The organism is Streptomyces drozdowiczii (assembly GCF_026167665.1).
Lineage (GTDB): Bacteria > Actinomycetota > Actinomycetes > Streptomycetales > Streptomycetaceae > Streptomyces > Streptomyces drozdowiczii_A.
The window spans coordinates 644,049-669,496 of the sequence record NZ_CP098740.1; the positions used below are offsets into that span (position 1 = coordinate 644,049).

The 25,448-nt window shown below is 73.9% G+C and carries 22 protein-coding genes, 1 tRNA gene, 1 pseudogene and 1 riboswitch; of the genes and pseudogenes, 12 read left to right on the forward strand and 12 right to left on the reverse strand.

Features of this window, described 5'->3' with window-relative positions; all coding sequences use genetic code 11:
* Window positions 1-116: 116 nt before the first annotated feature.
* Window positions 117-641, reverse strand: a complete 525-nt coding sequence (locus tag NEH16_RS02925; protein WP_073967326.1) for a DoxX family protein — start codon at window positions 639-641, stop codon at window positions 117-119.
* Window positions 642-877: 236 nt separating this feature from the next.
* Here NEH16_RS02925 and NEH16_RS02930 point away from each other — a divergent pair, with 236 nt between their 5' ends.
* Both NEH16_RS02930 and NEH16_RS02935 read left to right on the forward strand, forming a co-directional pair.
* Window positions 878-2,893, forward strand: coding sequence for an NADPH-dependent 2,4-dienoyl-CoA reductase (locus NEH16_RS02930; RefSeq protein WP_265538922.1), 2,016 nt, complete (start codon window positions 878-880; stop codon window positions 2,891-2,893).
* Between the two features lie 44 nt (window positions 2,894-2,937).
* Window positions 2,938-3,474 carry a PadR family transcriptional regulator gene (locus tag NEH16_RS02935; protein WP_265538923.1) on the forward strand — a complete coding sequence of 179 codons (537 nt, stop codon included), beginning with the start codon at window positions 2,938-2,940 and terminating at the stop codon, window positions 3,472-3,474.
* Between the two features lie 33 nt (window positions 3,475-3,507).
* Here the strand turns inward: NEH16_RS02935 and NEH16_RS02940 are convergent.
* Both NEH16_RS02940 and NEH16_RS02945 read right to left on the reverse strand, forming a co-directional pair.
* Window positions 3,508-4,442: pseudogene (locus NEH16_RS02940) on the reverse strand (hypothetical protein).
* Complete coding sequence (locus tag NEH16_RS02945) at window positions 4,439-5,254, reverse strand: phosphatase PAP2 family protein (RefSeq protein ID WP_265538924.1); 816 nt, start codon at window positions 5,252-5,254, stop codon at window positions 4,439-4,441. The pseudogene NEH16_RS02940 and the gene NEH16_RS02945 overlap by 4 nt, the downstream one beginning before the upstream one ends.
* 148 nt (window positions 5,255-5,402) lie before the next feature.
* Here NEH16_RS02945 and NEH16_RS02950 point away from each other — a divergent pair, with 148 nt between their 5' ends.
* The 6 genes from NEH16_RS02950 to NEH16_RS02975 all read left to right on the forward strand — a co-directional run bounded on the left by NEH16_RS02950 (window position 5,403) and on the right by NEH16_RS02975 (window position 10,802).
* Entirely contained in the window at window positions 5,403-6,032 is a 630-nt protein-coding gene (locus tag NEH16_RS02950) for a TetR/AcrR family transcriptional regulator (RefSeq protein ID WP_265538925.1), read from the forward strand.
* 206 nt (window positions 6,033-6,238) lie between these two features.
* Window positions 6,239-7,246, forward strand: a complete 1,008-nt coding sequence (locus NEH16_RS02955; RefSeq protein WP_265538926.1) for an SPFH domain-containing protein — start codon at window positions 6,239-6,241, stop codon at window positions 7,244-7,246.
* A complete protein-coding gene (locus NEH16_RS02960) occupies window positions 7,243-8,142 on the forward strand; it encodes a hypothetical protein (RefSeq protein ID WP_265538927.1) in 900 nt (299 codons plus the stop codon). Before NEH16_RS02955 ends, NEH16_RS02960 begins: the two co-directional genes overlap by 4 nt.
* A 98-nt stretch (window positions 8,143-8,240) precedes the next feature.
* Window positions 8,241-8,747, forward strand: coding sequence for a nucleotide triphosphate diphosphatase NUDT15 (locus tag NEH16_RS02965; protein ID WP_265538928.1), 507 nt, complete (start codon window positions 8,241-8,243; stop codon window positions 8,745-8,747).
* A gap of 50 nt (window positions 8,748-8,797) precedes the next feature.
* On the forward strand, window positions 8,798-9,292 hold the full coding sequence (locus tag NEH16_RS02970; RefSeq protein WP_073966262.1) for an FBP domain-containing protein: 495 nt from the start codon (window positions 8,798-8,800) through the stop codon (window positions 9,290-9,292).
* A gap of 43 nt (window positions 9,293-9,335) precedes the next feature.
* Window positions 9,336-9,429, forward strand: a riboswitch (TPP riboswitch).
* A complete protein-coding gene (locus NEH16_RS02975; RefSeq protein ID WP_265538934.1) occupies window positions 9,420-10,802 on the forward strand; it encodes a purine-cytosine permease family protein in 1,383 nt (460 codons plus the stop codon). Its footprint overlaps the riboswitch before it by 10 nt.
* Window positions 10,803-10,822: 20 nt before the next feature.
* On the opposite strand, the gene NEH16_RS02980 is transcribed toward NEH16_RS02975, so the two are convergent.
* The 5 genes from NEH16_RS02980 to NEH16_RS03000 form a co-directional block, all read right to left on the reverse strand.
* On the reverse strand, window positions 10,823-11,749 hold the full coding sequence (locus NEH16_RS02980) for a helix-turn-helix domain-containing protein (protein WP_265538936.1): 927 nt from the start codon (window positions 11,747-11,749) through the stop codon (window positions 10,823-10,825).
* 225 nt (window positions 11,750-11,974) lie between these two features.
* Window positions 11,975-13,210, reverse strand: a complete 1,236-nt coding sequence (locus NEH16_RS02985; RefSeq protein WP_265538938.1) for a lipase family protein — start codon at window positions 13,208-13,210, stop codon at window positions 11,975-11,977.
* 252 nt (window positions 13,211-13,462) lie between these two features.
* Window positions 13,463-13,591: an LPFR motif small protein gene (locus NEH16_RS02990; RefSeq protein WP_265538940.1), complete on the reverse strand. Its 129-nt coding sequence runs from the start codon at window positions 13,589-13,591 to the stop codon at window positions 13,463-13,465.
* A 168-nt stretch (window positions 13,592-13,759) separates the two neighbouring features.
* Window positions 13,760-13,833, reverse strand: a tRNA-Pro gene (locus tag NEH16_RS02995).
* Between the two features lie 50 nt (window positions 13,834-13,883).
* On the reverse strand, window positions 13,884-16,517 hold the full coding sequence (locus tag NEH16_RS03000; protein ID WP_265538942.1) for an ATP-binding protein: 2,634 nt from the start codon (window positions 16,515-16,517) through the stop codon (window positions 13,884-13,886).
* Between the two features lie 109 nt (window positions 16,518-16,626).
* Here NEH16_RS03000 and NEH16_RS03005 point away from each other — a divergent pair, with 109 nt between their 5' ends.
* Both NEH16_RS03005 and NEH16_RS03010 read left to right on the forward strand, forming a co-directional pair.
* The gene (locus NEH16_RS03005) at window positions 16,627-17,121 is read left to right on the forward strand and encodes a DUF309 domain-containing protein (RefSeq protein WP_073965618.1); all 495 of its coding nucleotides are present in this window, start codon (window positions 16,627-16,629) and stop codon (window positions 17,119-17,121) included.
* A 79-nt stretch (window positions 17,122-17,200) separates the two neighbouring features.
* Window positions 17,201-17,572, forward strand: a complete 372-nt coding sequence (locus NEH16_RS03010) for a hypothetical protein (RefSeq protein ID WP_265538945.1) — start codon at window positions 17,201-17,203, stop codon at window positions 17,570-17,572.
* A 12-nt stretch (window positions 17,573-17,584) separates the two neighbouring features.
* Here NEH16_RS03010 and NEH16_RS03015 read toward each other — a convergent pair whose 3' ends face one another.
* Genes NEH16_RS03015 through NEH16_RS03025 form a run of 3 tightly spaced genes read right to left on the reverse strand, consistent with a single transcriptional unit; the run spans window position 17,585 to window position 21,679 of the window.
* Entirely contained in the window at window positions 17,585-18,796 is a 1,212-nt protein-coding gene (locus NEH16_RS03015) for an NAD(P)/FAD-dependent oxidoreductase (RefSeq protein WP_265538947.1), read from the reverse strand.
* The gene (locus NEH16_RS03020; protein ID WP_265538948.1) at window positions 18,793-20,217 is read right to left on the reverse strand and encodes an NAD(P)/FAD-dependent oxidoreductase; all 1,425 of its coding nucleotides are present in this window, start codon (window positions 20,215-20,217) and stop codon (window positions 18,793-18,795) included. Before NEH16_RS03020 ends, NEH16_RS03015 begins: the two co-directional genes overlap by 4 nt.
* A 28-nt stretch (window positions 20,218-20,245) precedes the next feature.
* A complete protein-coding gene (locus tag NEH16_RS03025) occupies window positions 20,246-21,679 on the reverse strand; it encodes an FGGY family carbohydrate kinase (RefSeq protein ID WP_265538950.1) in 1,434 nt (477 codons plus the stop codon).
* A 330-nt stretch (window positions 21,680-22,009) separates the two neighbouring features.
* Here NEH16_RS03025 and NEH16_RS03030 point away from each other — a divergent pair, with 330 nt between their 5' ends.
* Window positions 22,010-22,996: a hypothetical protein gene (locus tag NEH16_RS03030; RefSeq protein ID WP_073965623.1), complete on the forward strand. Its 987-nt coding sequence runs from the start codon at window positions 22,010-22,012 to the stop codon at window positions 22,994-22,996.
* 52 nt (window positions 22,997-23,048) lie between these two features.
* A complete protein-coding gene (locus tag NEH16_RS03035; protein ID WP_073965624.1) occupies window positions 23,049-24,578 on the forward strand; it encodes an amino acid permease in 1,530 nt (509 codons plus the stop codon).
* Between the two features lie 70 nt (window positions 24,579-24,648).
* Here the strand turns inward: NEH16_RS03035 and NEH16_RS03040 are convergent, their stop codons facing one another.
* Window positions 24,649-25,416 carry a sulfite exporter TauE/SafE family protein gene (locus NEH16_RS03040; protein ID WP_265538952.1) on the reverse strand — a complete coding sequence of 256 codons (768 nt, stop codon included), beginning with the start codon at window positions 25,414-25,416 and terminating at the stop codon, window positions 24,649-24,651.
* Between the last annotated feature and the right edge of the window lie 32 nt (window positions 25,417-25,448).

A 25,448-nucleotide genomic window follows, 5' to 3' on the forward strand; every position in this document is an offset into this window, starting at 1 on the left:
TGTTTCGAAAGTAGCGCCGTCCGCCCGCAGGGCGGGCCGGGCGGGAAACGTACGCCCGGGGCCCAGTCCATGCCCGGCGGCCGGAGCCCGCCCGGCCGCCGGGCCCCGGCGCCCCCTCAGAACTCCTCCGGCTCCGGCATCCGCGCCCGGGCCCGCTTGCCGACCACCGCCGCGGCCGCCGCCGCGCTGCCCGCGAAGGCCAGGGCGACCATCCACGGCTGGTCGAACACATGGCCCGTCGCGTGGTCGACGGAGTAGCGGCCGGGGCCGGTCAGGCCGATCGCGGCGGCGGTGAAGCCGAGGAACGCCGGGTATTCGTAGCCGCCGCCCTGCGCGAAGAAGCCCGCGGGGGCGTGGACGGCCACCGCGCCCGCCATCGCACCGGCCGCCGCGGCCCCGGCGGCCGGGGTGGCCAGGCCCAGGGCGAGGAGCACGCCGCCGCCCGCCTCGCCGAGCCCGGCGGCGAGCGCGCTGTGCTTCGGCGGATGGAAGCCCATCGCCTCCATCGCGGCGGTGGTCCCTTCGATCCCCCCGCCGCCGAACCAGCCGAGGAGCTTCTGCGCTCCGTGCGCGGCGAGCACCGCGCCGGTGCCGGCGCGCAGGACGAGCAGACCGAGGTCGTGACGGTTGACGCAGCCCATGGGGGTCTCCGGTGGGTCGTTCCGGGCCCCGCCCGGACGACGCGGGCCCCTCGATTCCGTACGTCACCACTCTCCGCGTCCCGCCGGGTGCGGGACTGCGGTGTTGCGCCATCCGAGTGACCCGGCTCAGGGGCGTGAGCCGTGACACAGTGCGACGTACGCCATTGTGCAACTTGTTGCACAATGGCGCGGCGGTGGTCTAGAACTGGGGCGACGCCACACCGAGGAGCCGCCGCATGAGCCCGTATCCGCACCTTCTGAGCCCGCTCGACCTCGGGTTCACCACCCTGCCGAACAGGGTCCTGATGGGGTCGATGCACGTCGGCCTCGAGGAGGTCGAGAACGGCTTCGAGCGCATGGCCGCCTTCTACGCGGAGCGCGCCCAGGGCGGCGTCGGCCTCATGGTCACCGGCGGCATCGCGCCAAACGCGCGCGGCTGCTCGTTCCCAGGTGGGGCGAAGATGACCACCGAGGCGGAGGCGGCCGAGCACGCCCGGGTGACCTCGGCGGTGCACGAGGCGGGCGGCCGGATCGCCATGCAAATCCTGCATTTCGGCCGGTACGCGCACCACCCGGACCTGGTGGCGCCGAGCCCGCTCCAGGCCCCGATCAGCGCGTTCACCCCGCACGCGCTGACGGACGACGAGGTCGAGGCGACGATCGAGGACTTCGCGACGGCGGCGGCACTGGCCCGGAGCGCGGGGTACGACGGCGTCGAGATCATGGGCTCCGAGGGCTATCTGATCAACGAGTTCATCGCCTCGGCGACCAACCACCGCGAGGACCGCTGGGGCGGCTCGTACGAGAACCGCATCCGCTTCCCCGTCGAGATCGTGCGCCGGGTCCGCGAGCGCGTCGGCGACGACTTCATCATCATCTACCGGCTGTCGATGCTGGACCTGGTGCCGGGCGGCTCCTCCCTGGAGGAGGTCGTGCACCTGGCCCGGGAGATCGAGGCGGCCGGGGCGACGATCATCAACACCGGCATCGGCTGGCACGAGGCCCGCATCCCCACCATCGCCACGTCGGTGCCCCGGGCCGCGTTCACCTGGGTCACCGAGAAGGTGCGCGGGGCGGTCTCCGTACCGCTGGTGACGAGCAACCGGATCAACACCCCCGAGGTGGCCGAGCAGGTCCTCGCCTCGGGCCGTGCGGACATGGTGTCGATGGCCCGGCCGTTCCTCGCCGACCCGGACTTCGTCGCGAAGGCGGCGGCGGGCCGCGCGGACGCGATCAACACCTGCATCGGCTGCAACCAGGCGTGCCTGGACCACATCTTCAGCGGCAAGGTCACCTCCTGCCTGGTCAATCCGCGCGCCTGCCACGAGACGGGACTCGTCCTGTCGCCCACCCGCACCCGCAAGCGCGTCGCCGTCGTCGGCGCCGGTCCGGCCGGGCTCGCCTGCGCGGTCACGGCCGCCGAGCGCGGCCACGAGGTGACGCTCTTCGACGCGGCCGAGGAGATCGGCGGGCAGCTGAACGTGGCCCGCCGGGTGCCCGGCAAGGAGGAGTTCGACGAGACGCTGCGCTACTTCCGCACCCGGCTCGCGGAGGAGAAGGTCGCCCTGCGCCTCGGCACCCCGGTCGGCGCCGGGGATCTCGACGGCTACGACGAGGTCGTGCTGGCCACCGGGGTCACGCCCCGCACCCCCGCCATCCCCGGCGTCGACCACCCGAGCGTCGTCAGCTACCTCGACGTGCTGCGCCACGGCGCGCCGGTGGGCGACCGGGTCGCGCTCGTCGGGGCGGGCGGTATCGGCTTCGACGTGGCGGAGTTCCTGACGGACGGCGGCGAGGAGGCGAGCCTCGACCCGGAGGTGTTCTTCCGGCAGTGGGGCGTCGACACCGGCTACCGCGAGCGCGGCGGCCTCGCGGCCCCGGAGCGCCCGAGGACCGCGCGCACCGTACATCTGCTCCAGCGCAAGACGAGCAAGGTCGGCGCGGGCCTCGGCAAGACGACCGGCTGGATCCACCGCACCGAACTCCGCCACCGCGGGGTCTCGATGACGGCGGGCGTCACGTACGACCGGATCGACGACGAGGGCCTGCACATCACGGTGGGCGAGGAGCGGCACGTACTGCCGGTGGACACGATCGTGCTGTGCGCCGGACAGGACCCGCGCCGGGACCTGTACGAGGAGCTGCTCGCCGCCGGGCGCGAAGCGCACCTGATCGGCGGCGCCGACGTCGCGGCCGAGCTGGACGCCAAGCGCGCGATCCGGCAGGGCACGGAACTCGCCGCCGCCCTCTGAACCGGACGGCCGGGTCGCCCCCGGCCGTCCCTAGGATGCACCCCATGTCACTGCCGCACGCGATCCTCACCGCCCTGATGGAGAAGCCGTCGTCGGGACTCGAACTGACCCGCAGGTTCGACCGGTCGATCGGTTACTTCTGGTCGGCCACGCACCAGCAGATCTACCGCGAGCTGGGCAAGCTGGAGCAGGCCGGGCAGATCAGGGCGCTGGAGCCCGCCCAGCCGGCGCGGGGGCAGAAGAAGGAGTACGAGGTGCTGCCGGCGGGCCGCGAGGCGCTGTCCGCGTGGGTCGCCCGGCAGGAGGACCCCAAGCAGGTCCGCGATCCGCTGCTGCTGCGGATGCGGGCGGCGGCCGTCGTCGGGGCGCCCGGCCTCGACGCGGAGCTGCGCCGCCATCTGGAACTGCACCGGCGGCAGCTCGCGGAGTACCGGGCGATCGAGATCCGGGACTTCCCGCCGGAGCGGGACACGCCCGGGGACCGGCTGCGGCACCTGGTGCTGCGGGGCGGCATCGACCTGGAGAACTTCTGGATCGGGTGGATCACCCGCGCGCTGGAGGACTACCCGCAGCCGACGTGAGCGGGCGCCCCGTGGCGCGTACGGCGTACGGAATCAGTGGCGCCCGGCGCCGACCCGGCGGCGCTGTTCGCGGCGCGCGACACGAGGGCTGCTGATGACCACCCGCGACGGGGCGGGCGGCGCGGCACCGGCCACCGCCGGCGCCGTCTGCGCCTGGGCGCGGGTCAGCAGGATCACGCCCCGGACCGCCGCCACCGTGCCGAGCAGCGCCGGGACGAGTCCGGCCGGTCCGCCCTGGAACCGCTCCCCCAGCAGGGCGAGGCCGATGGCCGCGGCGGCGACCGGATTGGCGAGGGTGACGACGGCGAGCGGGGCCCGAGCCCGCCCCGGTAGGCGGTCTGGGAGAGCAGCAGCCCGCTCATCGCGAAGGCGGAGACCAGCACGGCGACGACCACGACGCGGGCGCTGAGCAGCGGTCCGGTGTGGTCGGTCACCGCGACGGTCAGGGTCTGGGTGAGCGCGGAGGCGACGCCGGACGTGATGCCGGAGGCCGCCGCGTGCCGCAGCCCGGGGCGGGCGCCGGGGCGGCTGAGCCCGGCGACGAGCGCCATGGTGCCGGCGCCCACGGCGAGCGCCTCGGTCATGGTCAGGGTCTCGTGCGGGGCGGCGCCGCCCGCCGTCAGGAGCAGGGCGCCGAGGCCGAGCAGGGTGAGGAGCGTGCCGCGCCACTCGGTGGCCGTGACCCGGCGGCCCGCGGCCCGGGCGCCGAGCGGGACGGCCGCGACCAGGGTCAGCGCGCCGAGCGGCTGGACCAGGGTGAGCGGGCCGTACTTCAGGGCGGCCACGTGCAGTAGCGCGCCGCCCGCGTTGAGGCCGACCGCGCACCACCAGGCGCCGCGTCCGAGGAGCCGGAGCGTGCCGGTGCCGGGCGCGGTGCGGCCGGCCAGCCGGGCCTGGGCGACCGCCGCGGCGGCGTAGGCGGCGGCCGAGACGAGGGAGAGCGCGACGGCGGCCAGGGTGGCGTTCACCGGTGCGCCCCGGAGGCGGCGTACACGGCGGCGTGCTCCCGCTGCCCTACGACGGACGGCCACGGCTGCGGCGGGCGGACCGGTTCGGCGCGCGGGAGGCGGAGCGCGGCGAGCGTGACGGAGAGCAGGGCGGCCACCACGATCGAGTCGAGCCAGTAGTGATTGGCGGTTCCGACGATGACGAACAGGGTGATCGCCGGGTGCAGCAGCCACAGCCACCGCCAGCGGGAACGGGTGGCGACGACCAGGCCGACGCCGACCATGACGGCCCAGCCGAAGTGCAGCGAGGGCATCGCGGCGAACTGGTTGGTCATGGAGTCCGTGGCCGGCTGGGCCCCGTACACCGAGGGCCCGTACACCCGGCCGGTGTCCACGAGGTGGGTGGCGGCGAGCAGGCGCGGCGGGGCCAGCGGGAAGAGCAGGTGCAGGGCGAGCGCGGCGCCGGTGAGCGCGGCGAGGACGCGGCGGGCCCAGACGTAGTGGCGGGGGCTGCGCCAGTAGAGCCAGGCCAGGAAAAGCAGCGTGGCCGGGAAGTGCACGGTCGCGTAGTAGGTGTTCGCCAGGTGGATCAGCGTCTCGTCGTGGAGCAACAGGCCCTGGACCGCGCCCTCGCCGGGCAGGTGCGCGGCGCGCTCGACGTCCCAGACGTGGCCCGCGTTGCGGAATGCCTCGTCCACATGGCCGTTCGCGGCCTGGCGGCCGAGCTTGTAGATCAGGAAGAGCCCGACGACGAGAAGAAGCTCGCGGACCAGGGGCGGGCGGGCGAAGGTGTCCGGCTTCCGATCGGCGGGCGTGGTGCCGGCGTGCTTCACCCGGTGCCCCTTTGCTGCTGCGTTTCGGCGGACGTCCGCCCTTATCGATACGCCAGTGTACCGATACGGCAGCGTATCGGTACACACGCGTATCGGTACACTGGCGTATCGATGGACCTCGTCGCAGAGTCGCAGAGAGGGAAGGCACATGTCGCCGCAGCAGACCGAGCAGGAGCAGCCCCCCGCGCAGCGCCGCTCGAAGATCACGCCGGAGCGGGCCCAGGAGCTCTACACCGCCGTGCTCGACATGCTGAGGGAGAACGGCTACGAGTCGCTGACCATGGAGGGGGTCGCCGCCCGGTCCCGCTGCGGCAAGTCGACGCTCTACCGCCAGTGGGGCTCGAAGCCCGAGCTGGTGGTGGCCGCCCTGCACGGCACCCGGCGCGGCGCCCTGCGGAAGATCGACACCGGCTCGCTGGCCGGCGACCTACTGGAGGCGGCCCGGGCCATCGGCGAGGGCGCGGGCCGCGACACGCCGCTGATGCTGGCGCTGAGCCATGCGGCGTTGCAGAGCCCGGAGCTGCTGTGCGCCCTGCGCGAGTCGCTGATCCTGCCGGAGATGGCCGCGGTCGACGCGCTCGTACGGCGCGGAGTGGAGCGCGGCGAGGTGGCGCCGGACAATCCGGCGGCGGAGTTCGTCTCCGCGCAGCTGCTCGGCGTGATGCGGGCCCGCCCGATGCTGGCGGGCACCCACGCGGACGAGAGCTACCTCGTCCGCTTCGTGGCGGGCGCGGTCCTTCCCGCACTCGGCCTGGACGCCCCGGCGTCCGGGTCCTGACAGACGTGGGCCGTCGTCCGAGCGGATGACGGCGGCCCGCCCGCGCCGCACCGTGGGGACGGGGGCGGCGCGCACCCGGCCGGCCGGTGACTTCTCCGAAGTCACCGGCCGTTCGCGTACCCGGAACCTCCTTTATTCGTCCTCTTGACGATAAGGCGGGATTCCGCTTATCGTCGTCATGACGAAAACGACATCTGGGGGTTCCCATGGCCGACATCACCCGCCGCTTCGGCTGGCGCCATCTCCGCTCGGCGCCCACCGCGCACATCCGCCACCACAAGCGCGGCAAGCTGGCCCACGACGGGGCCGGACTGAGCTTCTGGTACCGGTCGCTGAGCGCCGCGCTCTCCGAGGTGCCGGTCAACGACCGCGAGCTGGCCATGGCGTTCCACGCGCGCACCTCCGACTTCCAGGACGTCACGGTCCAGGCCACCGTCACCTACCGGATCAGCGACCCGGCCGAGGCGGCCGCCCGCCTCGACTTCTCCGTCGACCCGGACACCGGCGCCTGGCGCGGCGCCCCCCTCGAACAGATCGCCACCCTGCTCACCGAGACCGCCCAGCAGCACACCCTGGACGTGCTGGCCCGCACCCCGCTGGCCGGCGCCCTGGTCGACGGGGTCGCCGCCGTCCGCGAGCGGGTCGCGGCCGGTCTCGCCGCCGAGCCGAGGCTCCCCGCCACCGGCATCGACGTGGTCGCCGTCCGCGTCGTCGCCATCCGCCCCGAGGCCGAGGTGGAGCGCGCCCTGCGCACCCCCGCCCGCGAGCAGATCCAGCAGGAGGCCGACCGGGCCACGTACGAGCGGCGCGCCGTGGCCGTCGAGCGCGAGCGGACCATCGCCGAGAACGAGCTCGCCAGCCAGATCGAGCTGGCCCGGCGCGAGGAGCAGCTGGTCGAGCAGCGCGGCACCAACGCCCGCCGCGAGGCCGAGGAGGGCGCCGCCGCCGACGGGGTGCGCGCCGAGGCCGAGGCCGCCCGCACCGTGCGGCTCGCGGGGGCCGAGGCGGAGGCCGCCCGGCAGGTGGGCGCGGCACGCGCCGAGGCGCAGGCCGCCTGGCTCCGGGCGCACGGCGAGGTGGAGGCCGCGACGCTGCACGCGCTGGCGGCCACCCGGCTCGCCGAGAACCTGCCGCACATCGACAGCCTCACCCTCTCGCCCGATGTCCTCACCGGCCTGCTCAGCAAGCTGGGCCGGCCGGAGGCGGGGGCGTGAGCCTGGCCCCGCGGGCGGTCCTCGTCCACCGCACCACGGAGTACGAGGAGCTGCTCGCCCGCCACGGCACGCACGGCCAGGCCGCGTTCGTGCTGGGCGCACGGGGCCGGTCCATCGAGGAGGTGGCCCGGCGGCACGAGCGGACCCGGCAGGCCCTGGCGGATGTGGCGGCGGCCGTTCCGCTCACCTGGCGGCACTGCCGGGTGGAGCGGGCCGACCTGGACCGGTTCCTGTTCGCGCCCGAGGACGTGGTGGTGGTCGTCGGGCAGGACGGCCTGGTCGCCAACGCCGCGAAGTACCTCTCCGGCCAGCCGGTCATCGGCATCGACACCGACCCGGGCCGCAACCCCGGCGTCCTGGTGCGCCACCGCCCGGCCGACGCGGGGGCGCTGATGCGGGCGGCCGTGGCGCCGGCCGGGCGGGCCGACGCGCTGACGATGGTGGAGGCGGTGGCCGACGACACGCAGCGGCTGCTCGCCCTGAACGAGGTCTACCTCGGCCCGCCCGGCCACCAGACGGCCCGCTACCGGCTCGGGCCCGACACGGCGGACTCCCCCGCCGAGCCGCAGGCGTCCTCCGGCGTCCTGGTCGGCACCGGCACCGGGGCGACCGGCTGGCTGCGCTCGCTCTGGCAGGAGCGCCGCAGCACCCTCCCGCTGCCCGGGCCCGCCGATCCCCGGCTGCTCTGGTTCGTCCGGGAGGCGTGGCCCTCGCCGTCGACCGGCACGTCGTTCGTCTCGGGCGAGCTGGGGCCCGGGCAGGGGCTGCGGCTGACCGTGGAGTCGGACCGGGTGGTGGTGTTCGGCGACGGGATGGAGACGGACGCGCTGGAGCTGACGTGGGGGCAGAGCGTACGGCTCGGGGTCTCGGAGACCTCGCTGCGGCTGGCGGTATGAGGGCGGGGGCGGACGCGGCATCCCCATGAGGGCGGGGGGCGGACGCGGCATCCCCGTAGGCTCGACGCCCGGACCCGATCGCCCCGCCGAGGAGCAGCATGGCCACCGAGAGTTCCGCCGCCCCCTCCCGTAACACCCGACTGCCCAAGGCCCAGGCCGCGTTGGGGGTCGGGGTGATCGTGCAGGACGCGCAGGGCCGGATCCTGCTGGGCCGGCACCACAGCGGCACCTGGGAGCTGCCCGGCGGCAAGGTCGACCCGGTGCCGGAGTCCGTCGCGGCGGCGGCCGTGCGGGAGCTGCGCGAGGAGACCGGGCTGGCGGTCCCCGAGGACGAGGTCACCGTCTTCGCGATGCTGCACGACGCCCTCGGCGGGATCAACCGCGTGACGATGGCCGCGCTGGTGCGCGTGGACAGCGGCACGGCACGGGTGACCGAGCCGCATCTGATCAGCACCTGGGAGTGGACCCCGCTCGACGCGCTCCCCTCGCCGCTCTTCGACCCGTCGGCGCAGATCCTCGCCACCTGGCGCCCGGACCTCGCCATCCCGCATCCGCCCGTGCACCGGCTCGCCCTCGCGCCCGAAGAGCCCCAGGTGAGCCCCTAACCGAATTAATCGTTTGCCTAGGGGCCATAGGCAGAGTTAGCTTCGTGGTCATGAAGGCCCTGACCGAGCAGGACATCCGCTCATCGTTCGTGAATTGCTCCAAGGGGGAAGCCAAGCGCCTGCCGCTCCCCCGCGATTTCGAGGAGCTGCCGTGGGACGACCTCGACTTCCTCGGCTGGCGCGACCTGTCCGCGCCGGGACGCAGCTACATCGTCACCGAGCACGAGGGCGAGCCCGCCGGGATCTCGCTGCGCTTCCCGTCCCAGCAGCGCGGCTTCCTGCACCGGAGCATGTGCTCGCTCTGCCTGACCACGCACCCGGGCAGCGGGGTCTCCCTGATGACCGCCCGCAAGACCGGGCCCGCCGGGCGCGACGGCAATTCGGTCGGCCTGTACATGTGCACCGATCTGGCCTGCTCGCTGTATGTGCGCGGCAAGAAGAAGGTGGACTCCGGGGCCCGGTTCAAGGAGAGCCTGACCACGGAGGAGCAGATCGCCCGCACCGTCGACAACCTCCACGCGTTCGTGGCGAAGCTCTTCAGCTGACCCCCGCGACGACATCGGACGGGTCGGCGCTATTCTGGCCGCCACACCGGACACGGGGTGCCCCGCACGGGGCTGAGATCACACCCGTCGAACCTGAACCAGTTAGCACTGGCGGAGGGATGTCTTCATGTCGTTGCCGTATGCCCAGGACGAGCGCGCCGCTTTCGGCGGGCGCATGCCCACCGCCCCCGGCGATCTGCGCATCGAGGCGAACGGGATAGCCCCGGTCCCCGAGGACCGCCGTTACGGCCGGGCGGGCCGGCTGTTCACCGTCTGGTTCGCACCCAACCTGACCATGACCGGCGTCTTCACCGGCACCGTCGGCATCGCGCTCGGCCTGGACTTCGGGACCGCCCTCGCAGCGGTCGTGCTCGGCACCCTCGTGGGCGCCGCGCCGACCGCGTATCTGGGCACCTGGGGCAGCCGTACCGGCTCCGGTCAACTTCCGCTGTCCCGACTGGCGTTCGGACCGGGTGTGGTGCTGCCGGGCGCCCTGCAATGGCTGTCGTCCATCGCCTGGGACGCCCTGATCGGCCTCTTCGGCGGGGACGCGCTGGCGCAGCTGTGCGGCTGGCCGTTCTGGCTGGGGGTGCTGGTCATGATGGCCGCGCAGGGTGCGCTCGGGGTGCTGGGTTACGAGGTGATCCACCGGCTCCAGACCGTGATGACGTTCGCCCTGGCGGCCGCCTTCGCCGTGCTCGCCACCAAGCTCCTGCGCGGGGTGGACCCGGTGACCACCTCGACCGTGCACGGCGCCGACCGGGCCGGGGCGTTCGTCCTGACCTGCACCATCGCCCTGAGCCTGGCGCTGTCCTGGGCGCCGTACGTGAGCGACTTCAGCCGCTATCTGCCGCGCGAGACGTCCCGGACGCGCATGTTCTGGTGCACGCTGGGCGGGATCAGCGCCTCGTTCGTGGCGGTCCAGACGATCGGGCTGTGGGGCGCCTCGGTCTTCACGGACCAGACCGCGCGCGGCATCGACTCCCTGCTCGGCGGGGGCGCGCTCGGGGCGTTCGGGCTGCTCGCGGTGGCGCTGGCCGCGCTGTGCAGCAACGCGATGAACGACTACAGCGGTTCGCTCGCGTTGCAGACCATGGGGGTGCGCCTGCCGCGTCCGGTGGCCGCGGCCCTCGCCGCCGCCCTCGGGTTCCCGCTGGTGCTCTGGATGCACGCGGCGGACACGACCGCCCGCTTCCAGAACGTGCTGCTGCTCGTCGGCTACTGGATCCCCGGCTTCGTGGCGATCGTGTCCGTGGACTGGCTGGTCCGCGCCAGGGCCCGGCGCGGCGCCCCCGTCGACCTCGCGGCCGAGCACGCCCGGCCGCGCCCGTGGTGGCCGGCGCTCGCCGCGTTCGCCGTGGCCTTCGCGGCGGCGGTCCCGTTCATGAGCACCGGCCTGTACGTGGGCCCGGTGGCCGAGGCGCTGCACGGGGCGGATCTGGCGTACGGGGTGGCGTTCCTGGTGGCGCTCGCGGTGTACGCCCCGCTGCGGATGCGCCGGGCCCGCTGACTCACCCTCGGCCCCCGCCGTCAGGGCATCCGGGCCGTTCCCGTCGGCGCGCACTGCATCTGCTTCTCCGAGGGGATCTCCCCGCACACGCTCATGGCGTCGAGCGGAGCGTCCTCGGAGACCCCGAGCATCTTGGTGTACGAGTCGTGCTCGAAGCGGATGAAGGCGTCCAGCTCCATCCCCCGAGCGTCCTTGATGATCACCTTGTCGCCGACGGCGCCGCCCTCGATCCGGCCCCAGACCGCCTGGCAGGCGGCGCTGTAGCGGAGTTCGATCTGCATGCCGCGCAGATAGGTGCTCTTGGCGGTCTTCGCGTCCCACTGGCACTCCATGGCCTGGGGATCGTTGCGCCAACAGGCGTCCGACGTGCACTTGACCTCGATGTCGCCCGCGCGGGGCACGAGGTCCGCTCCCTGCCCGCCCGCCTTCTTGCTCTCGGTACGGGTCTTCGCCGGGTCCGGGCCCTGGGCCGCTCCCGCGAGGTACGGGGAGAGCAGTCCGGTCGCCACGGAGCCCATCAGGGCGCCGGCCGCGATGTAACCGATCACCGCGCAGCGCCGCCGCCACGACACCCCGGGCCGCTCGCCCGGGGCTCGATCCCCGGCGGCCGTGTCACCGGCAGCGGTGTGGGCCCCCGTAGTTCGGCCGGCCACGACCGGCACCGGCGCCGTGACCGGCGCGCCCGCTCTGGCCAGCAGGTCGAGCAGCGGTTCCGGCGGAGTGCCCGCCACGGCCGCCAACTGCTCGACCGCCACGGGGGTCGGCAGCTGCTTGCCGTTGAGAAACCTCTCCCACGAGGAGCGGCTGTAGTGCGTACGGTCGGCCAGCCCGCCGAAGCTGAGCTGAGCTCCCTCCTTGATCCTCCGCATCTCCGCGCCCAGTTGTGCGCGGGCCGCCGCCGTGGCATCCGGTGCCGGGTTCTTCGGATCCGACTTCGCGTTCGACATGCAAGACCCCCTCGTCATGTGCGCCCACGCGTCGTCTCCTCCCCCGGATCCGACGCGGCGCGAGGGACACAATAGATCGGGTATGTGACAGCTCCGCGACAGCTCAAGTGCGTGGCGCGGCGCGGACGCGGGCCTGCCGGTCCCCCGGCCACCGACCCCTTCGGGGCACCCGCGAAGGTCTGCGCGGGATGCCAGGAAAGGGTGCGCGCGATGCCAAGTTCCCGCTCACCCGCGCGGCCGGCCGAAGAGGTCGTCGATCCAGCGGGTGACGTCCGGCAGGGACGCCGACAGGACTCCGCGGTGGTCGGCCCCGGGGTAGGTGTACGAGGTGACGTGGACGCCGTTCGCCCGCAGTTGCTCGCCCAGGGCAGCGGTCCAGGCGGGCTGGATGACCGTGTCCTTGCCGCCCTGGGCGAGCAGCACGGGGACGCGCGGGGACAGCAGGCCCGGCTCGTTGTCGGCGAGCACCTTGTCGAGGGAGGTGAGGTCGGCGTCCTTGCGGAAGATCTCGTCGCTCTTCAACGAGCCCCAGGAGCCCGGGTCGCGGAGCTGGGCGCTGCACAGCCGGTCCGCGTCACCGGCCACCGCCAGGGCCTTCGGCGTGAAGATGTCCTTGTCCGGCACGGGGCGAACGGTCTGCGCGCCGCGGACGATCAGCGGGAAGAAGTCGCTCACCCCGGCGAGCGGCTGTTCGCGCAGCGCCGGCACGGCCTTGCTGAGCTGCGACCCGGGCGCCAGCGCGGCCGCCCCGACGAGCCGCAGTTCCGGCGTCCAGCGGTTGGCGAGGTCGGCGGCGAAGACCGCGGCGTGCCCGCCCTGTGAATGGCCGTACGCCACCCACTCGTTGCTCAGGTGGCGCGAGAGCTGGTGCGCGGCACGGGTCAGGTCGGCGGCGGCCCGGGCCTCCGCCTCGCCGACGAGGTAGCTGTGCGTGCCGTCGGTGCCCAGGCCCTGGTAGTCGGTCCGGGTCACCGCGTATCCGCGTGCCACCCAGGGGGCCACGGTGTCCTGCATCGCCTGGAGATAGTCGTGCGCCGGGCCGTTCGCGGTGTCCCGCGACGGGGCGCAGGCGTCCGCCACGCCCGTGGTGCCGTGCAGCCAGGAGAGCACCGGCCGGCCGCCCGCCGGGGGCCGCCCGTGCGGGATCGCGACCGTGCCGGAGACGGCCACCGCCCTGCCCTGCGGGGTCACCGAGCGGTACAGCACACGCCAGTTGTCGGCGCCCGCGAAGGCCGCGACCCCGGTCAGCCGCTGCGCCCGGATGAGCGTGCCGTGCCGTCCGTGCTCCACGAGCCCGCGGGACGCGTGGTAGAAGCCTTCGCCGCGCGGCCCTTCGGGAACGCCGCCTCCGTGGCCCGCCGCCGCGGACGGTGTCGCGGCAAGCAGGGCCGCGAGGACACCGGACGCGCAGCAGGCCGCGATCGACCTGGCGGTCCCCGAGTACATGCGTCGCTCAGCCATGGGGGTTTCCGGCCTCTCTCCTGGGAAACGCTGTCGCCGGTCCCGCACGGCGCACCTGCTCGGCGCACCGGCCCGGGCGAAGCTCTGAATGATGATTCATTACTTCGTCCGCCCCTCGCAAGCCCCTGCGGCAGGCCATTGCCGCGCGCGATCGGCCGAGAACGGGGACAGCGGCCCCCGGACATGCCGAAGGGCGGTCCCGGATCTCTCCGGAACCGCCCTTCGGGCGCCCGTGGCGACGTCGGCGTGGGCTCAGTGGTGACCGTGGGCGGTGCTCGACGCACCGCTGAAGAGCCGCCCGACGGCCCGGAAGGGAAGCGTGACGACCGTGGCGATGGCGCCGCCGATGGAACGGAACACATCTGCAATCGCCTTCAGCATGGCTACTCCTCTGTTCGGTCGCACCCCTGCGCCGGAGTGCCGTGGTGCTCTGTGTCCGACCGGGTACCCGGGCATCCGAGGGAAAAACACCGGGGTGCGGTGCCGGACAAAGACCGAGGGCCGGTTTCGGTGATTCCGAAACCGGCCCTGACCTGCGACTGCATCCAGTCGGGACGACAGGATTTGAACCTGCGACCCCTTGACCCCCAGTCAAGTGCGCTACCAAGCTGCGCCACGTCCCGCCGCCGCTCGCCCGGTCTCGCCGGGTGGCGGCTGCAGGGAAAACATTACCTCACTCGGTGGACCGGATCGACGCGCGTGCCTGCTGGGCGCGGGCGGCCAGTCCTTCCGCGCCGCAGGCGGTGGCCAGCTTGTGGGCGCGGGCCAGTTCGCGGGGCGAGCGGGCGGCGACGCCATAGTCGTAGAGCGCCTGGGCGAACTCGTAGCCGGAGGGGGACGCCTCCAGATGGCGAACCGCCTCGCCGAGGAGGTGTACGGACTCCTCCGGGCGCGCGAAGAGGGCCACGCAGCGCAGGGCCTCGCCGATGGCGGTCTCCGTGCCGAAGCGCTCCGCGTGGACCCGGGCCGTGTTGGCGAGCTGGGCGGCGCGGCCGGGGTCCTCGTCCGCGAGGGCGCGGGCCAGGTCGCCGGCCCAGGGGCCCCAGATGCCGTTGAACCTGCCGCGCGGTTCCAGCGAGCGCCCGGCCGCCTCCAGCTCGGTCACCGCTTCCTTCGTACGGCCTTCGGCCAGCAGCAGGCGGCCGCGGACGCACGGCGCGTCCGGCAGCACCATGGCGCTCGGGTAGGGCAGGCCGAAGTCGTACTGGTCGGCGACCTTGCGGGCCTCGGGGACCCGGCCCCGGGCGAGCAGGGTGTCGATGAGCAGGCACGCCGCGTCCCAGTGGACCGGGAGCCCGCTGCCGACGCGGTCCGCGAGGCGCAGGCCCTCGCGCAGGAAGCCCTCCGCCTCGGCGAGGCGGCCCCGGCGGCGGTGGACCAGGCCGAGCAGGGTGTGCGCGAAGGCCAGGTGGGCGCCGCTCCAGCCGGAGATCTCGAAGGCCCGGACCGCCTCGCCGAACAGCTCCTCGGCCCGGTCGAGCCGGTCCGTGAAGGCGTAGGTGATCCCGACCATGGCGGGGAGCTCGAAGCCCCACTCGGAGTCGGTCCAGCCCAGTCCGCGTGCGGGGTGGCCGTCCACGAGGGCGCGCTCGCAGAAGTCGACGATGATCTCGGCGTTCTCGCCGCGCAGCATGGCGTCGAAGGCGCGGAGGGTGAGCAGGGCGCGTTCGGCGTTGTCCCGGCCGGTGAGGTGGTCGGCGTTGGCGGCGAGCCGGCGCGAGCGGCCGGGGCCGTCCTCCTCGGTGGCCTGCATGCCCTCCCAGAGGAAGTGGGCGGCCTGGAGCCGCATCAGGCCGGGGCCGGGTGCGGTGCGTTCGGCCTCGGCCGCGAGGGCCAGGGCCGCCTCCTTGAGCTGGTTGTTGTGGGACAGCGCGGCGGCCAGCCGGAATGTGGCGTCGACCCGCAGCTCGTCCACGAGGCCGGGCATGTCCAGGGCGGCCCGCAGGTGCTGCACGGTGGTGGCCGGGGAGCTGAGCAGCGTCGCGCAGCCCAGCTCGTACAGCAGGGTGGCGCGTACGTCGTGGCGCGGCGGCTCTTCGAGCGCGCGCTCCAGGCAGCGCCGGGCGGCCTCGGGGGCGCCGACGGCGAGGTGCTGTTTGGCTGCGGCCCGCAGCTGTGCGACGAGTTCCTGGTCGTCGTCCGGGTGGACTTCGAGCAGGTGGCGGGAGGCCGCGGCGGGGCCGAGACCGGCGTCGGTGATCGCCCAGGCGGCGCGTCCGTGCATGGCGGTGCGGGTGGCCGGCGGGATCGAGCGGTAGATGGCGGAGGCGATCAGCGGGTGCACGAACTCCAGCGGGTCGAACCCGCTGACGATACGGGCCTCCCGCAGCCGGGCGGTGCAGTCCGCGGCCTCGGCCGGGCTCATCCCGGCCAGTCGCGCGGCGAGGTCCTGGGAGATGTCGGTGCCGAGGACGGCGGCCGCCCAGGCGAACCGGTTGGCGTTGGTGCCGAGCCGTTCGAGGCGGGCGACGAGGCCGCTGCCCCGCGCGGATGCGCCGAGTTCGCGCAGGAGCCCGGCGGACTCCTCCAGCGGGGCCAGCTCCTTGTCCTGGACCTTGGCGACGAGCTCGACCGCCTCGTAGGGATTGCCGCCGGTGACGGCCCAGACCTCGCGGCAGAACGGGTCGTCCGCGTGCTCTCCGAGGGTGGCACGGACCAGTTCGGCGGTGGCGTCCGGAGTGAGGGCGCGCAGGGCGACCCGGATCTGCGCGGGGTGGCCGTCGGCCGCGTTGCGCGCGGCCTCGCGGGCGGCCAGCTCCTCGGGTCGGTGGGCCTGGACGACCAGCACGCGCAGCTCGCCGAGGCGGGCGGTGAACGAGGCGAGCCAGGCGAGGGATTCGCCGTCCGCCCAGTGCGCGTCGTCGATGATCAGGAGCAGCGGGCGGTGGCTGAGCCGGGAGGCGAGCCGCCGCACGACGTAGTCGAGGCCGTCGCGCACACCCTGCGGATCGGGCTGCGGGCCGGAGGGCTCGGCCAGCCCCAGGGCCGGGGCGGCGCTGTCGAACCAGGGGCCGAACAGGGCCCGCATGTCGTCGGGCGGGAACTGGCCCAGGGCCGGCTGGAGCAGCTGTCGTACGACGTGGAACGGCACCGAGGTGACCGTCTCACCGCCGCGCGCCGACCAGATGGTGCACCGGTCCGCCGCCATGGCCTGGATCTCCTCCAGGAGCGCGGTCTTGCCGATGCCTGCCTCGCCGCTGTAGATCAGCAGCCCGCCGGTGGCCTGTGCCCCGCAGAGCGCGTCGATGGCTTGTGCGGCAGTGGCGAGTTCCGGTTCGCGCTCATAAAGCGGCCGGGACGGCTTCATGCCTACCCTCCCCAAAGTGGTGACCATGGTGGTCGAGCCTAGTCGCGCGCGGGGTCTTACGGACAGTGGTTCGGACAGTTCGCCGCAGGTGCGGGGCACAATCGGGGGCGTGAACGAGACACGCAGGGACCGGGATTCCGAGGGACGGGCGCACAACGCGCGCCCCCGTGACGGGCTGGGGCGCCCGCTGCCGTACGGGGCACCGGGGGTGGAACGCCAGCCGGAGGGCGTCGAACGCACTGCCGGTGAGACCGTCGGGGAGGCGCAGCGGCTGCTGGACGCGGGCATGCCGTTCCACGCGCACGAGGTCTTCGAGGATGCCTGGAAGGCGGGCCCGGAGGCGGAACGGGAGCTGTGGCGCGGGCTCGCCCAGCTGGCCGTCGGCCTGACCCATGCCGCCCGGGGCAACGCGACCGGCGGGGCGCGGCTGCTGCGGCGCGGCGCGGCGGCGCTGGAGGCGTACGGAGCGGGTGAGGCGCACGGGATGGGGCTCGGGGAGCTGACCGGCTGGGCGCGGGACCTGGCGGCGCGGGTGGAGCGTACGGGCGCGGGGCCGGTGGACGCGGCGGCGGAGGCACCGCGACTGCGGGCGGAGCAACCCTGAGGCACAACTCGGCCTGCTTTCGACGGTGTTGGTTGACAACGGCGAACAGGCCGGGGTGGAGCCACTACGATCCCGCGTCATGAGCACTTCTGACCAGGACCGAGCCGTGGACGCGCCGATAGCCGACGACACCCCCGAGGAGGTCGCGGACGGTCTCGCGGACGACCTCGCGGAGGGTGAGGACACCGGCGAGCGGCGGCTGACCCCGCGCCAGGCCAGACGGCTGCGCATCGTGCTCTCCTCGGTCGGCATGGTGGCGATGGCGGTGGTGCTCGGGCTGCGGCTCGCGAGCCGCGCGTCCGTGCTGGTGGTCGGGGTGTACGGGCTGGCGCTGATCCTCTGCGGGATCGTGATCGAGCTGAGCCGGAACGGGCGTACCCGGCTGGGCAGTTGGCTGTTGGCGGTCGGGCTGGTCGCCGCGATCGGCGCGGACTGGCTGCTGATTCCCTGAGCGGTACGGGGATCAGGCGACCCGGATGTGCACGGTGCCGCCCCGCGGGTCGACGCGGCCCAGCCAGTCGGCGGTGAGGGAGAAGGAGCGGCCTGGCGCGACGGACCGCGCCAGGCGCCCACGGTGCAGCAGTGCCCCGTCCTGGGCGACGACGAGCAGCGGTACGGCCAGTCGGCGGCCGGTCCGCAGCAGGAGCCTGCGCCCGCCCGGACCGGTGAGGTTGGGCGCGACCCACTCCAGCGGGGCGGCGACGGCGAGGGGCGGACCGCCGACCGGCCAGGTCCCGGCGCTGAGGTGGGCCAGCACGGGCCCCGTGGCGGCCCGGCCCTCGCGGGCGGCGGTGGCCGCGCTCTCCCCGCCGCGCAGGAGGTTCCCGACGGCGAAGACCCCCGGCCGTCCGGTGCGGAACGCGGGGTCGTGCGCGGGCCCCCTGGTGCCGGAATCCAGCGGGATGCCGCCGCGCCGGGCGAGTTCGTGGTCGGGGATCCAGTCGGCCGTGAAGACCACCGTGTCGCAGGCCAGGGTGGCGGTCCGCCCGTCCGCGTGGCGCACGCGGACGCCGGTGAGGCGGGGGCGGCCGGTCAGGGCGGTGACGGTGGTGCGGGTGAGCAGGGGTGCCCCGCCGGCCGGGCGGACGGCCGCGAAGGGGCGGGGCGGGTGCTCCGTGACGCGGGCGACGAGGTGGGCCCCGGCGGTGCGCAGTGTTTCGGCTGCGGCAAGGCTGACCGGTTCGTCGCCGATGACCACGGCGCGGGTGCCGATGGGCTGGTGGTGGAGGTGGACGGCCTGCTGGAGTTCGCCGGTGGTGTAGACGCCGTCCGGGCGGGTGCCGGGGACGAGCCGGGCGGCGCGGGGGCGTTCGCGGGCGCCGGTGGCGAGGACGACGGCGCGGGCGGTGAGGCGTTCCAGGCCGTCGGGGCCGGTGGCGTCGAGGGTACGGGGCCCGGCCCAGCCGGTGACCGTGATGCCGGTGCGGAGCGTGGCGCCGGCCGCGCGTGCCTCGGCCGCGCACCGCAGGGCGTACGCGGGACCGGTGAGATCGCCGCTCGCGCGCGTACCGAATCCGCCGTGGGCACAGTGCCTGGGGATGCCGCCCGGCGCCTGGTCGCGCTCCAGCACCTCGACGCGCCGCACCCCGGCGGCGGCGAGACCGGCCGCCGCCGCGAGGCCGGCCGGTCCGGCGCCGACGACCAGCACGTCGACGAGGCGTTCGCAGCGGGTCATGGGCGCGCCCCCTCGATCCGGGCGCGGAGCGCGGCCCCGCAGTGGAAGCCCTGGCAGCGTCCGTTGCCGGCCCGGGTCCGGCGGGCGAGCCCCGCTGCCGAACGGGGCGGGAGCGTCGAGGCGAGGGCGTCGCGGATCTCGCCCTCCGTGACGCGCTCGCAGTGGCAGACGACCGTGCCGTAGGCGGGGTCGCGCGCGATCAGGTCGGCGTCGAGGTAGGGGCGGACGGCCTCTTCGCCGAGACCGGGCATGGTGGGCGGGGCCGGTTCGGCGGGCTCTCCCGGGTCGAGTCCGGCGTCGGGGAGCAGCGAGACGACGTACTCGGCGATGGCCATGGACGCGGTGAGCCCGGTGGAGCGGATGCCGCCGACGGTGATGAGGGCCCGGTCCGGGTGGGCCGTGATCCGGTAGTCGTCCTGGCCGGTGGCGGCCCGCAGTCCCGCGTAGACGGCGGTGACCTCTTCGTCGAGGAGCCGGGGCAGGACGCGGCGCCCCTTCTCGCGCAGCAGGGCGAGCCCTTCGGCGGTGGACTCGGTGGCGTCCTTGTCGTCCAGGTCCTCGGCGGTGGGGCCGAGCAGGACGTTGCCGAAGACGGTCGGCGCCACCAGGACGCCCTTGCCGGCGGCGGTGGGGACGGGCAGCAGGATGTGGTGGACCAGGTCGCGGGCGAGCTTGTCGAAGACGATGAGCTGGCCCCGGCGCGGGCGCACGGTGAAGGTGTCGAGGCCCAGCAGCCGGTCGATCGCGTCGGCGTGCAGCCCGGCGGCGTTGATCAGCAGGCGGGTGCGCAGGGTGCCCCGGGCGGTGGTGAGGGTGTGCGGGCCCCCGGCGTACGCGATGTGCTGGACGGGGCAGTCGAGATGGAGGTGGACCCCGGCCCGGACGGCCTCGGTGGCGTAGGCGAGCGGGGTGGTCCAGGGACAGATGACGGATTCGTCGGGGATCTCCAGGGCGCCGAGCGCGCCGGGCCCGAGGTGCGGTTCGCGCGCGGCGGTCTCCTCGGCGTCGAGCAGCCGGGCCGCCCGGTATCCGTTGCGTTCGGCCTTGGCCGACAGGGCGGGCAGCGCTTCGAGTTGTTCCCGGTCCCAGGCGACGAGGAGGGCGCCGACGCGGGCGACGGGGATGCCCGTGCGGGCGGCGTACGCGGAGAGCAGGCGCTGCCCCTCGCGGACGAGGCGGGCTTCCAGGGTGCCGGGGGCGGCGTCGAACCCGGTGTGCAGGATCGCGGTGTTGGCCTTGGAGGTGCCGGTGCAGATGTCGTCCGTGGCCTCGACGAGGGCGGTGCGCAGGGGGTGGCGGGCCAGTGCGCGGGCGATGGCGGTGCCGACGACTCCGGCGCCGATGACGGTGACGTCGTAGGGCGGGCCGTCGGGGAGCGGGTCTCCGGCGCGGGTGACAGTGGGCGGTGTCGCGGCTACCACGCCGGGCCTGTCCCGTGGGCCCGCGCGCTCACGACCGCTCCAGCAGCGCGCGCACGGCCGCGCGGAAGACATCGAGGCGTTCGGCCGCCTCGTCCGGGCCGATGCGTGGTTCGTAGACCGCGGCCGGTTTCCAGTCGGGGACGGCCCGGGCGAGCGGGAGCGCGGGGTCGGCGCCCATGCGGGCCACCGCGCCGACGCCGAGCGCGGTGACGTCGGGGAGCGCGGACACCTCGACCGGGCGTTGCAGCAGGTCGGCCTGGGTCTGCATGAGGAGGGCGGAGCGGGTGAGGCCGCCGTCGACGCGCAGGACGGACAGCGGTGTGCCCCGGTCGGCGGTGACCGCCGCGGCCAGCTCGACCACCTGGGCGGCGATCCCCTCGCACAGGGCGCGCACCAGGTGCCCGGCCGAGGTGTCCAGGCCGAGCCCGGTGACCGCGCCGCGCAGATCGCTCCGCCACCAGGGGGCGGCGAGGCCGGCGAGTGCGGGGACGAAGGTGACGCCGCCGGAGTCGGGAACGGTGGCGCCGACCGGGTCGAGGTCGGCGGCGCCGGCGATCACCCCGAGGTCGGTGAGCCAGCGGACGGCGGAGGCCGCCGTATAGACCTGGCCGTCCAGGCAGTAGCTGGTGCGCCCGCCGAGCCGCCAGGCCACGCAGCCGGCCAGCCCGCCGGTGCTGCGGCGCGGGGCGGCGCCGGTCCCGGCGAGGAGGAACGCGCCGGTCCCGTAGGTGCACTTGGCGACGGACGGGTCCGATGCGCTCTGGGCGAGCAGGGCCGCCTGCTGGTCGACCAGGAGCCCGGTGAGCGGGAGTTCGCCGCCGAACACGCCCGTCGTACCGAAGGTTCCGGCGGCGTCGGTCACGGCGGGCAGCCGCTCGTCGCCGAGCCCGTAGGCGTCCAGCGCGTCCGGTGACCAGGCGACGCGGTCCAGGTCGAGGAGTTGGGTGCGTCCGGCGGTGGCGGCGTCCGTGACGAAGGCGCCGGTGAGCTGGTGGACGAGCCAGGCGTCGCTGGTGGTGACGACGCCCTCGCGGGTCCGTTCGCGGCGGATCCAGGCCATCTTCGGGGCGGCGAAGTAGGGGTCGAGCGGGAGTCCGGTGAGCCGGCGCAACTCTTCGCCCCGGGGCACGAGTTCCGCGCAGATTCCGGCGGCGCGGCGGTCCTGCCAGACGATCGCCTCGGTGAGCGGTCGCCCGGTGTCCGGGTCCCAGGCGAGGACCGTCTCGCCCTGGTTGGCGAGCCCGACGGCGTCGACGGTGGAGCCCGACGCGGCCAGGGCGCGGCGGCCGGCCGCGACGACCGATGCGAGTAACGCGGCCGGGTCCGTCTCGACGGCTCCGCCGGGACCGTACCGCGGCCGCACGGGGGCGGAACCGGAACCGATCACGCCGCGCTCGGGACAGATCACCAGCGCTTTCGTTCCCGATGTGCCCTGGTCGATTGCCAGCACCGGGCCTGCCATCGGTTCTCCAGCGGTACGCGGGCCCGGGGCCCGAACGGAATCGTGATCTTCGCTCGCGGCCACCCAGAGTGGAGCAGCCCAGCGGTTACGTCAAGCGGGCACCGGCGGTATGTCCGGAACCTTTCGAGGGTGGCGGGAAGGCGCCAACGCGAGTACGCGGTAAGCGACTTGGGTGGAATCAATGATTCGTTCGAGAGTTCCGCGCAAAGGGCTCTACACTCACCGCCGGGCAGCAAGCGGAAGCCCAAAAGCGGTTCGCACTTCAACTGTTTCTACGCCGCAATAATCCCTGAGGATCGATGAATTCAGCACCCCGTCCCGAGCGCGTCCATGGCCAACGGTGAATTCCGGCCGGTTTATCATCCGGCCGGCCACGACAATGAACTCCGCGCGGCGTTACAGGACTTACGCACCGGCCGCTGGATCGCCATGCGCGACCTGCTGGGGCGCACCCCGGACTGGACGCTGTGGACCCAGCGCACCCAGGTCCTCGGCGCGGTCGCGGCGGGGACGGACGCGATACGGACCTGGCTGACAGAGGAGCCGGAGAGCACCGCGGCGGCCGTGATGCGCGCCCGGGTCGCCGTGGAGCGCGCGGTGCGGGCCAACCGCTCGGGACACCCCAGCGGCCGGGAGCTGTGGCAGGAGGCGTGGGAGGCGTGCCGTTCGGCGGCGCACGCCGCACCGGCCGACCCGGTGCCCTGGGTGTGCCTCCTCGCGCTGTCCCAGCTGGACGACGGCCAGCGGCTCGCCGAGCACCGGCTCCCGCCGCCCGGCCCCATGCTGTTCCCGGGTCCGTGGGGGCTGCTGGCCGAGGCCGACCGGCGCGACCCGCACAACCGCGAGGCGTATCACCGGATGCTCCAGTTCGTGTACGCGCGCGGGGCGGGAGGCGCGCTCGTCGAAGCGGTGAACTTCGTTCAGTGGGCGTCGTCCACGGCGCCCGAGGGCTCGGCCCTCCATGTGCTGCCGCTGTACGTCCGGGTCGAGCGCTACCGCCGGGAGCACGACCACGACAAGGCCCTGGACCTGCACTGGGTCACCGAGGACGCCGAACGCGAGGCCCTGCGCGCGCTGGAGGTCTGGTACCGCCGCTCCCCCGCCGCCGCCCGGACCCTGCCCGACCTCAACCATCTGGCGCACGCCCTGTGGGGGGCGCTCCGGTTCGCCGACGCGGCCGAGGTGTTCCGCGAGCTGGGCCCGTACTTCACCTCGCTGCCCTGGGCCTGCCGCTCCCGTACGCCCGAGGACCCCGGCGGTGCCGAGGAGGTCTTCGTGCGCGCCCGCGCCCGTGCGCTGGCGGCCGAATCCGGCTGAGCACCCTCCCCTCGTCCCTTTCGCGTTGCCCATCCACCCCCAGGAGGTCCCCATGTCCGTGTCCACCTCGCCCCGCAAGGGTGCCGGGCCCAGTGCGCCGAAGGACGAGGAGCAACGGCTCCGTGAGCTCGGCTACCAACCGGTCCTGGCCCGCCGCATGGGCGGGTTCGGCAACTTCGCGATCAGCTTCTCCGTCATCTCGATCCTGTCCGGGTGCATGACCCTGTACGGCTTCGGCATGTCGACGGGCGGCCCGGCCGTGATGCTGTGGGGCTGGGCCGGGGTCGGCCTGTTCGTGCTGTGCGTCGGGATGGCGCTCGCCGAGGTGACGAGCGCGTATCCGACGTCGGGGGCGCTGTACTACATGGCGGACCGGCTGGGTGGCCGCAAGTGGGGCTGGTACACCGGCTGGCTGAATCTGCTCGGGCTGCTCGGTGCCATCGCGGGCATCGACTACGGCGCCGCGCTGTTCACGGGCGCGCTGATGAAGATCCAGTGGGGCTTCACGCCGACCCCGGGCAAGACGATGATCATCTTCGTCTGCATCCTGCTGCTGCACGCCGTCATCAACCTGTTCGGGGTGCGGCTCGTGAGCATCCTCAACTCGGTCAGCGTGTGGTGGCATCTGGTGGGTGTGGCGGTGATCGTCTCCGTACTGGCGATCGTGCCCGCGCACCACCAGTCGCCCTCGTTCGTGTTCACCGAGTTCGTCAACGACACCGGCTGGCACAACCCGTTGTACGTGGCGGCGATCGGGCTGCTGCTCGCGCAGTACACGTTCTGCGGCTACGACGCCTCCGCGCACCTGTCGGAGGAGACCTCGAACGCCTCGGTGTCGGCGGCGCGCGGCATCGTCCGGGCGATCTGGGTGTCGTGGGTGGCCGGTTTCGTCCTGCTGGCCGGGCTCACCTTCGCCATCCAGGACTACGTGGGTACGCAGAAGACCGACACCGGTGTGCCGCCCGCGCAGATCCTGATCGACGCGCTCGGCACCTCCGGCGCGACGGCGATGCTGCTGATCGTGATCGCGGCGCAGCTGTTCTGCGGGAACGCCGAGGTCGCCGCCGCCAGCCGGATGGTGTTCGCGTTCAGCCGGGACAACGCGCTGCCCGGTTCCTCGCTCTGGCGGAAGGTGAGCGCGCGGACGCAGACGCCGGTTCCCGCGGTGTGGCTGTCGGTGATCGTGGCCGGGGTGCTCGCCCTGCCGTCGCTGTACTCGGCGACCGCGTACGGCGCGGTGACGGCGATCAACGTCATCGGCATCACACCCGCGTACGCGATCCCGATCTTCCTGAAGCTGCGCGCCGGGGGCCGCTTCCAGCGCGGGCCGTGGCACCTGGGCCGGTGGTCGAAGCCGGTGGGCTGGATCGCGGTGGTGTGGGTGGCGATCGTGACGGTGCTGTTCCTGCTGCCGCAGTCGTCCCCGGTGACGATCGGCTCGATGAACTACGCCTCGGTCGCCCTGGTCGTCGTGCTGGTCCTGGCCACGGTGTGGTGGTTCGTCGCGCGGCGCTCGTACGGCACGCCGTCGGCGTACGGGAACGCGCGCGAGCAGGCGGAGATCGAGGAGGGCATCGTCTGACCGGCCCCGCCGGTATACGCGAGACGGCCCTCGCGGACGCGTGTCCGCGGGGGCCGTCGGCGTAACGCCTTCAGGTGAGCAGGAGTTGGAGGCCGCCGACGACGGTCGCGGCCAGGACGATGCGCTCGAAGAGCCGCTGATCGATGCGGTCCACGCACTTGCGGCCGATCCAGGCGCCCGGGAGGACGAACACCAGCAGGCAGGCGTCCAGCAGCAGGGAGCGCCCGTCGATCAGCCCGAGGCCCACGCTGAACGGCACCTTCGTGGTGTTCACGATCAGGAAGAACCACGCCGAGGTGCCGAGGAAGCCCAGTTTCCGGAATCCGGCCGAGAGCAGGTAGAGCGACATCACCGGGCCGCCCGCGTTGGCGACCATGGTCGTGAATCCGCCGAGCACCCCGTACGAACGTGCCTTGAGCCGTTCACCGGCGGTCGGCGGTCCCTCGTCGGCGCCGGGTTCGGCGACGGCCTGGGCCGTGCGGCGGCGCCGGACGGTGACCCCGGCCATGAAGACCAGGATCGCGCCGATCGAGATCCGCACGGTGGCGTCGTCGGCCCACATCATGAACAGCGTGCCCGCCACCACGCCCGCCGCGACGGCCGGGAAGAGCCGCAGCAGGGTCGGCCAGTGCGCGTGGCGCCGGTAGACGAGGACCGCGAGCACATCGCCGGCGATCAGGAGGGGGAGCAGCACTCCGGTGGACTCGCGGGCGGGGAGAACCGCCGCGAAGACCGCGAGGCTGATCGTGTTGGCGCCGCTGACGGCCGTCTTGGAGAAGCCGACGAGTGCGGAGGCCGCGGCCAGTGCCGCCAGTTGCCCGAGGGTAAGTGTGTCCATGCCAGGCAGAGAGCGTAATCCCGCCCGGCATG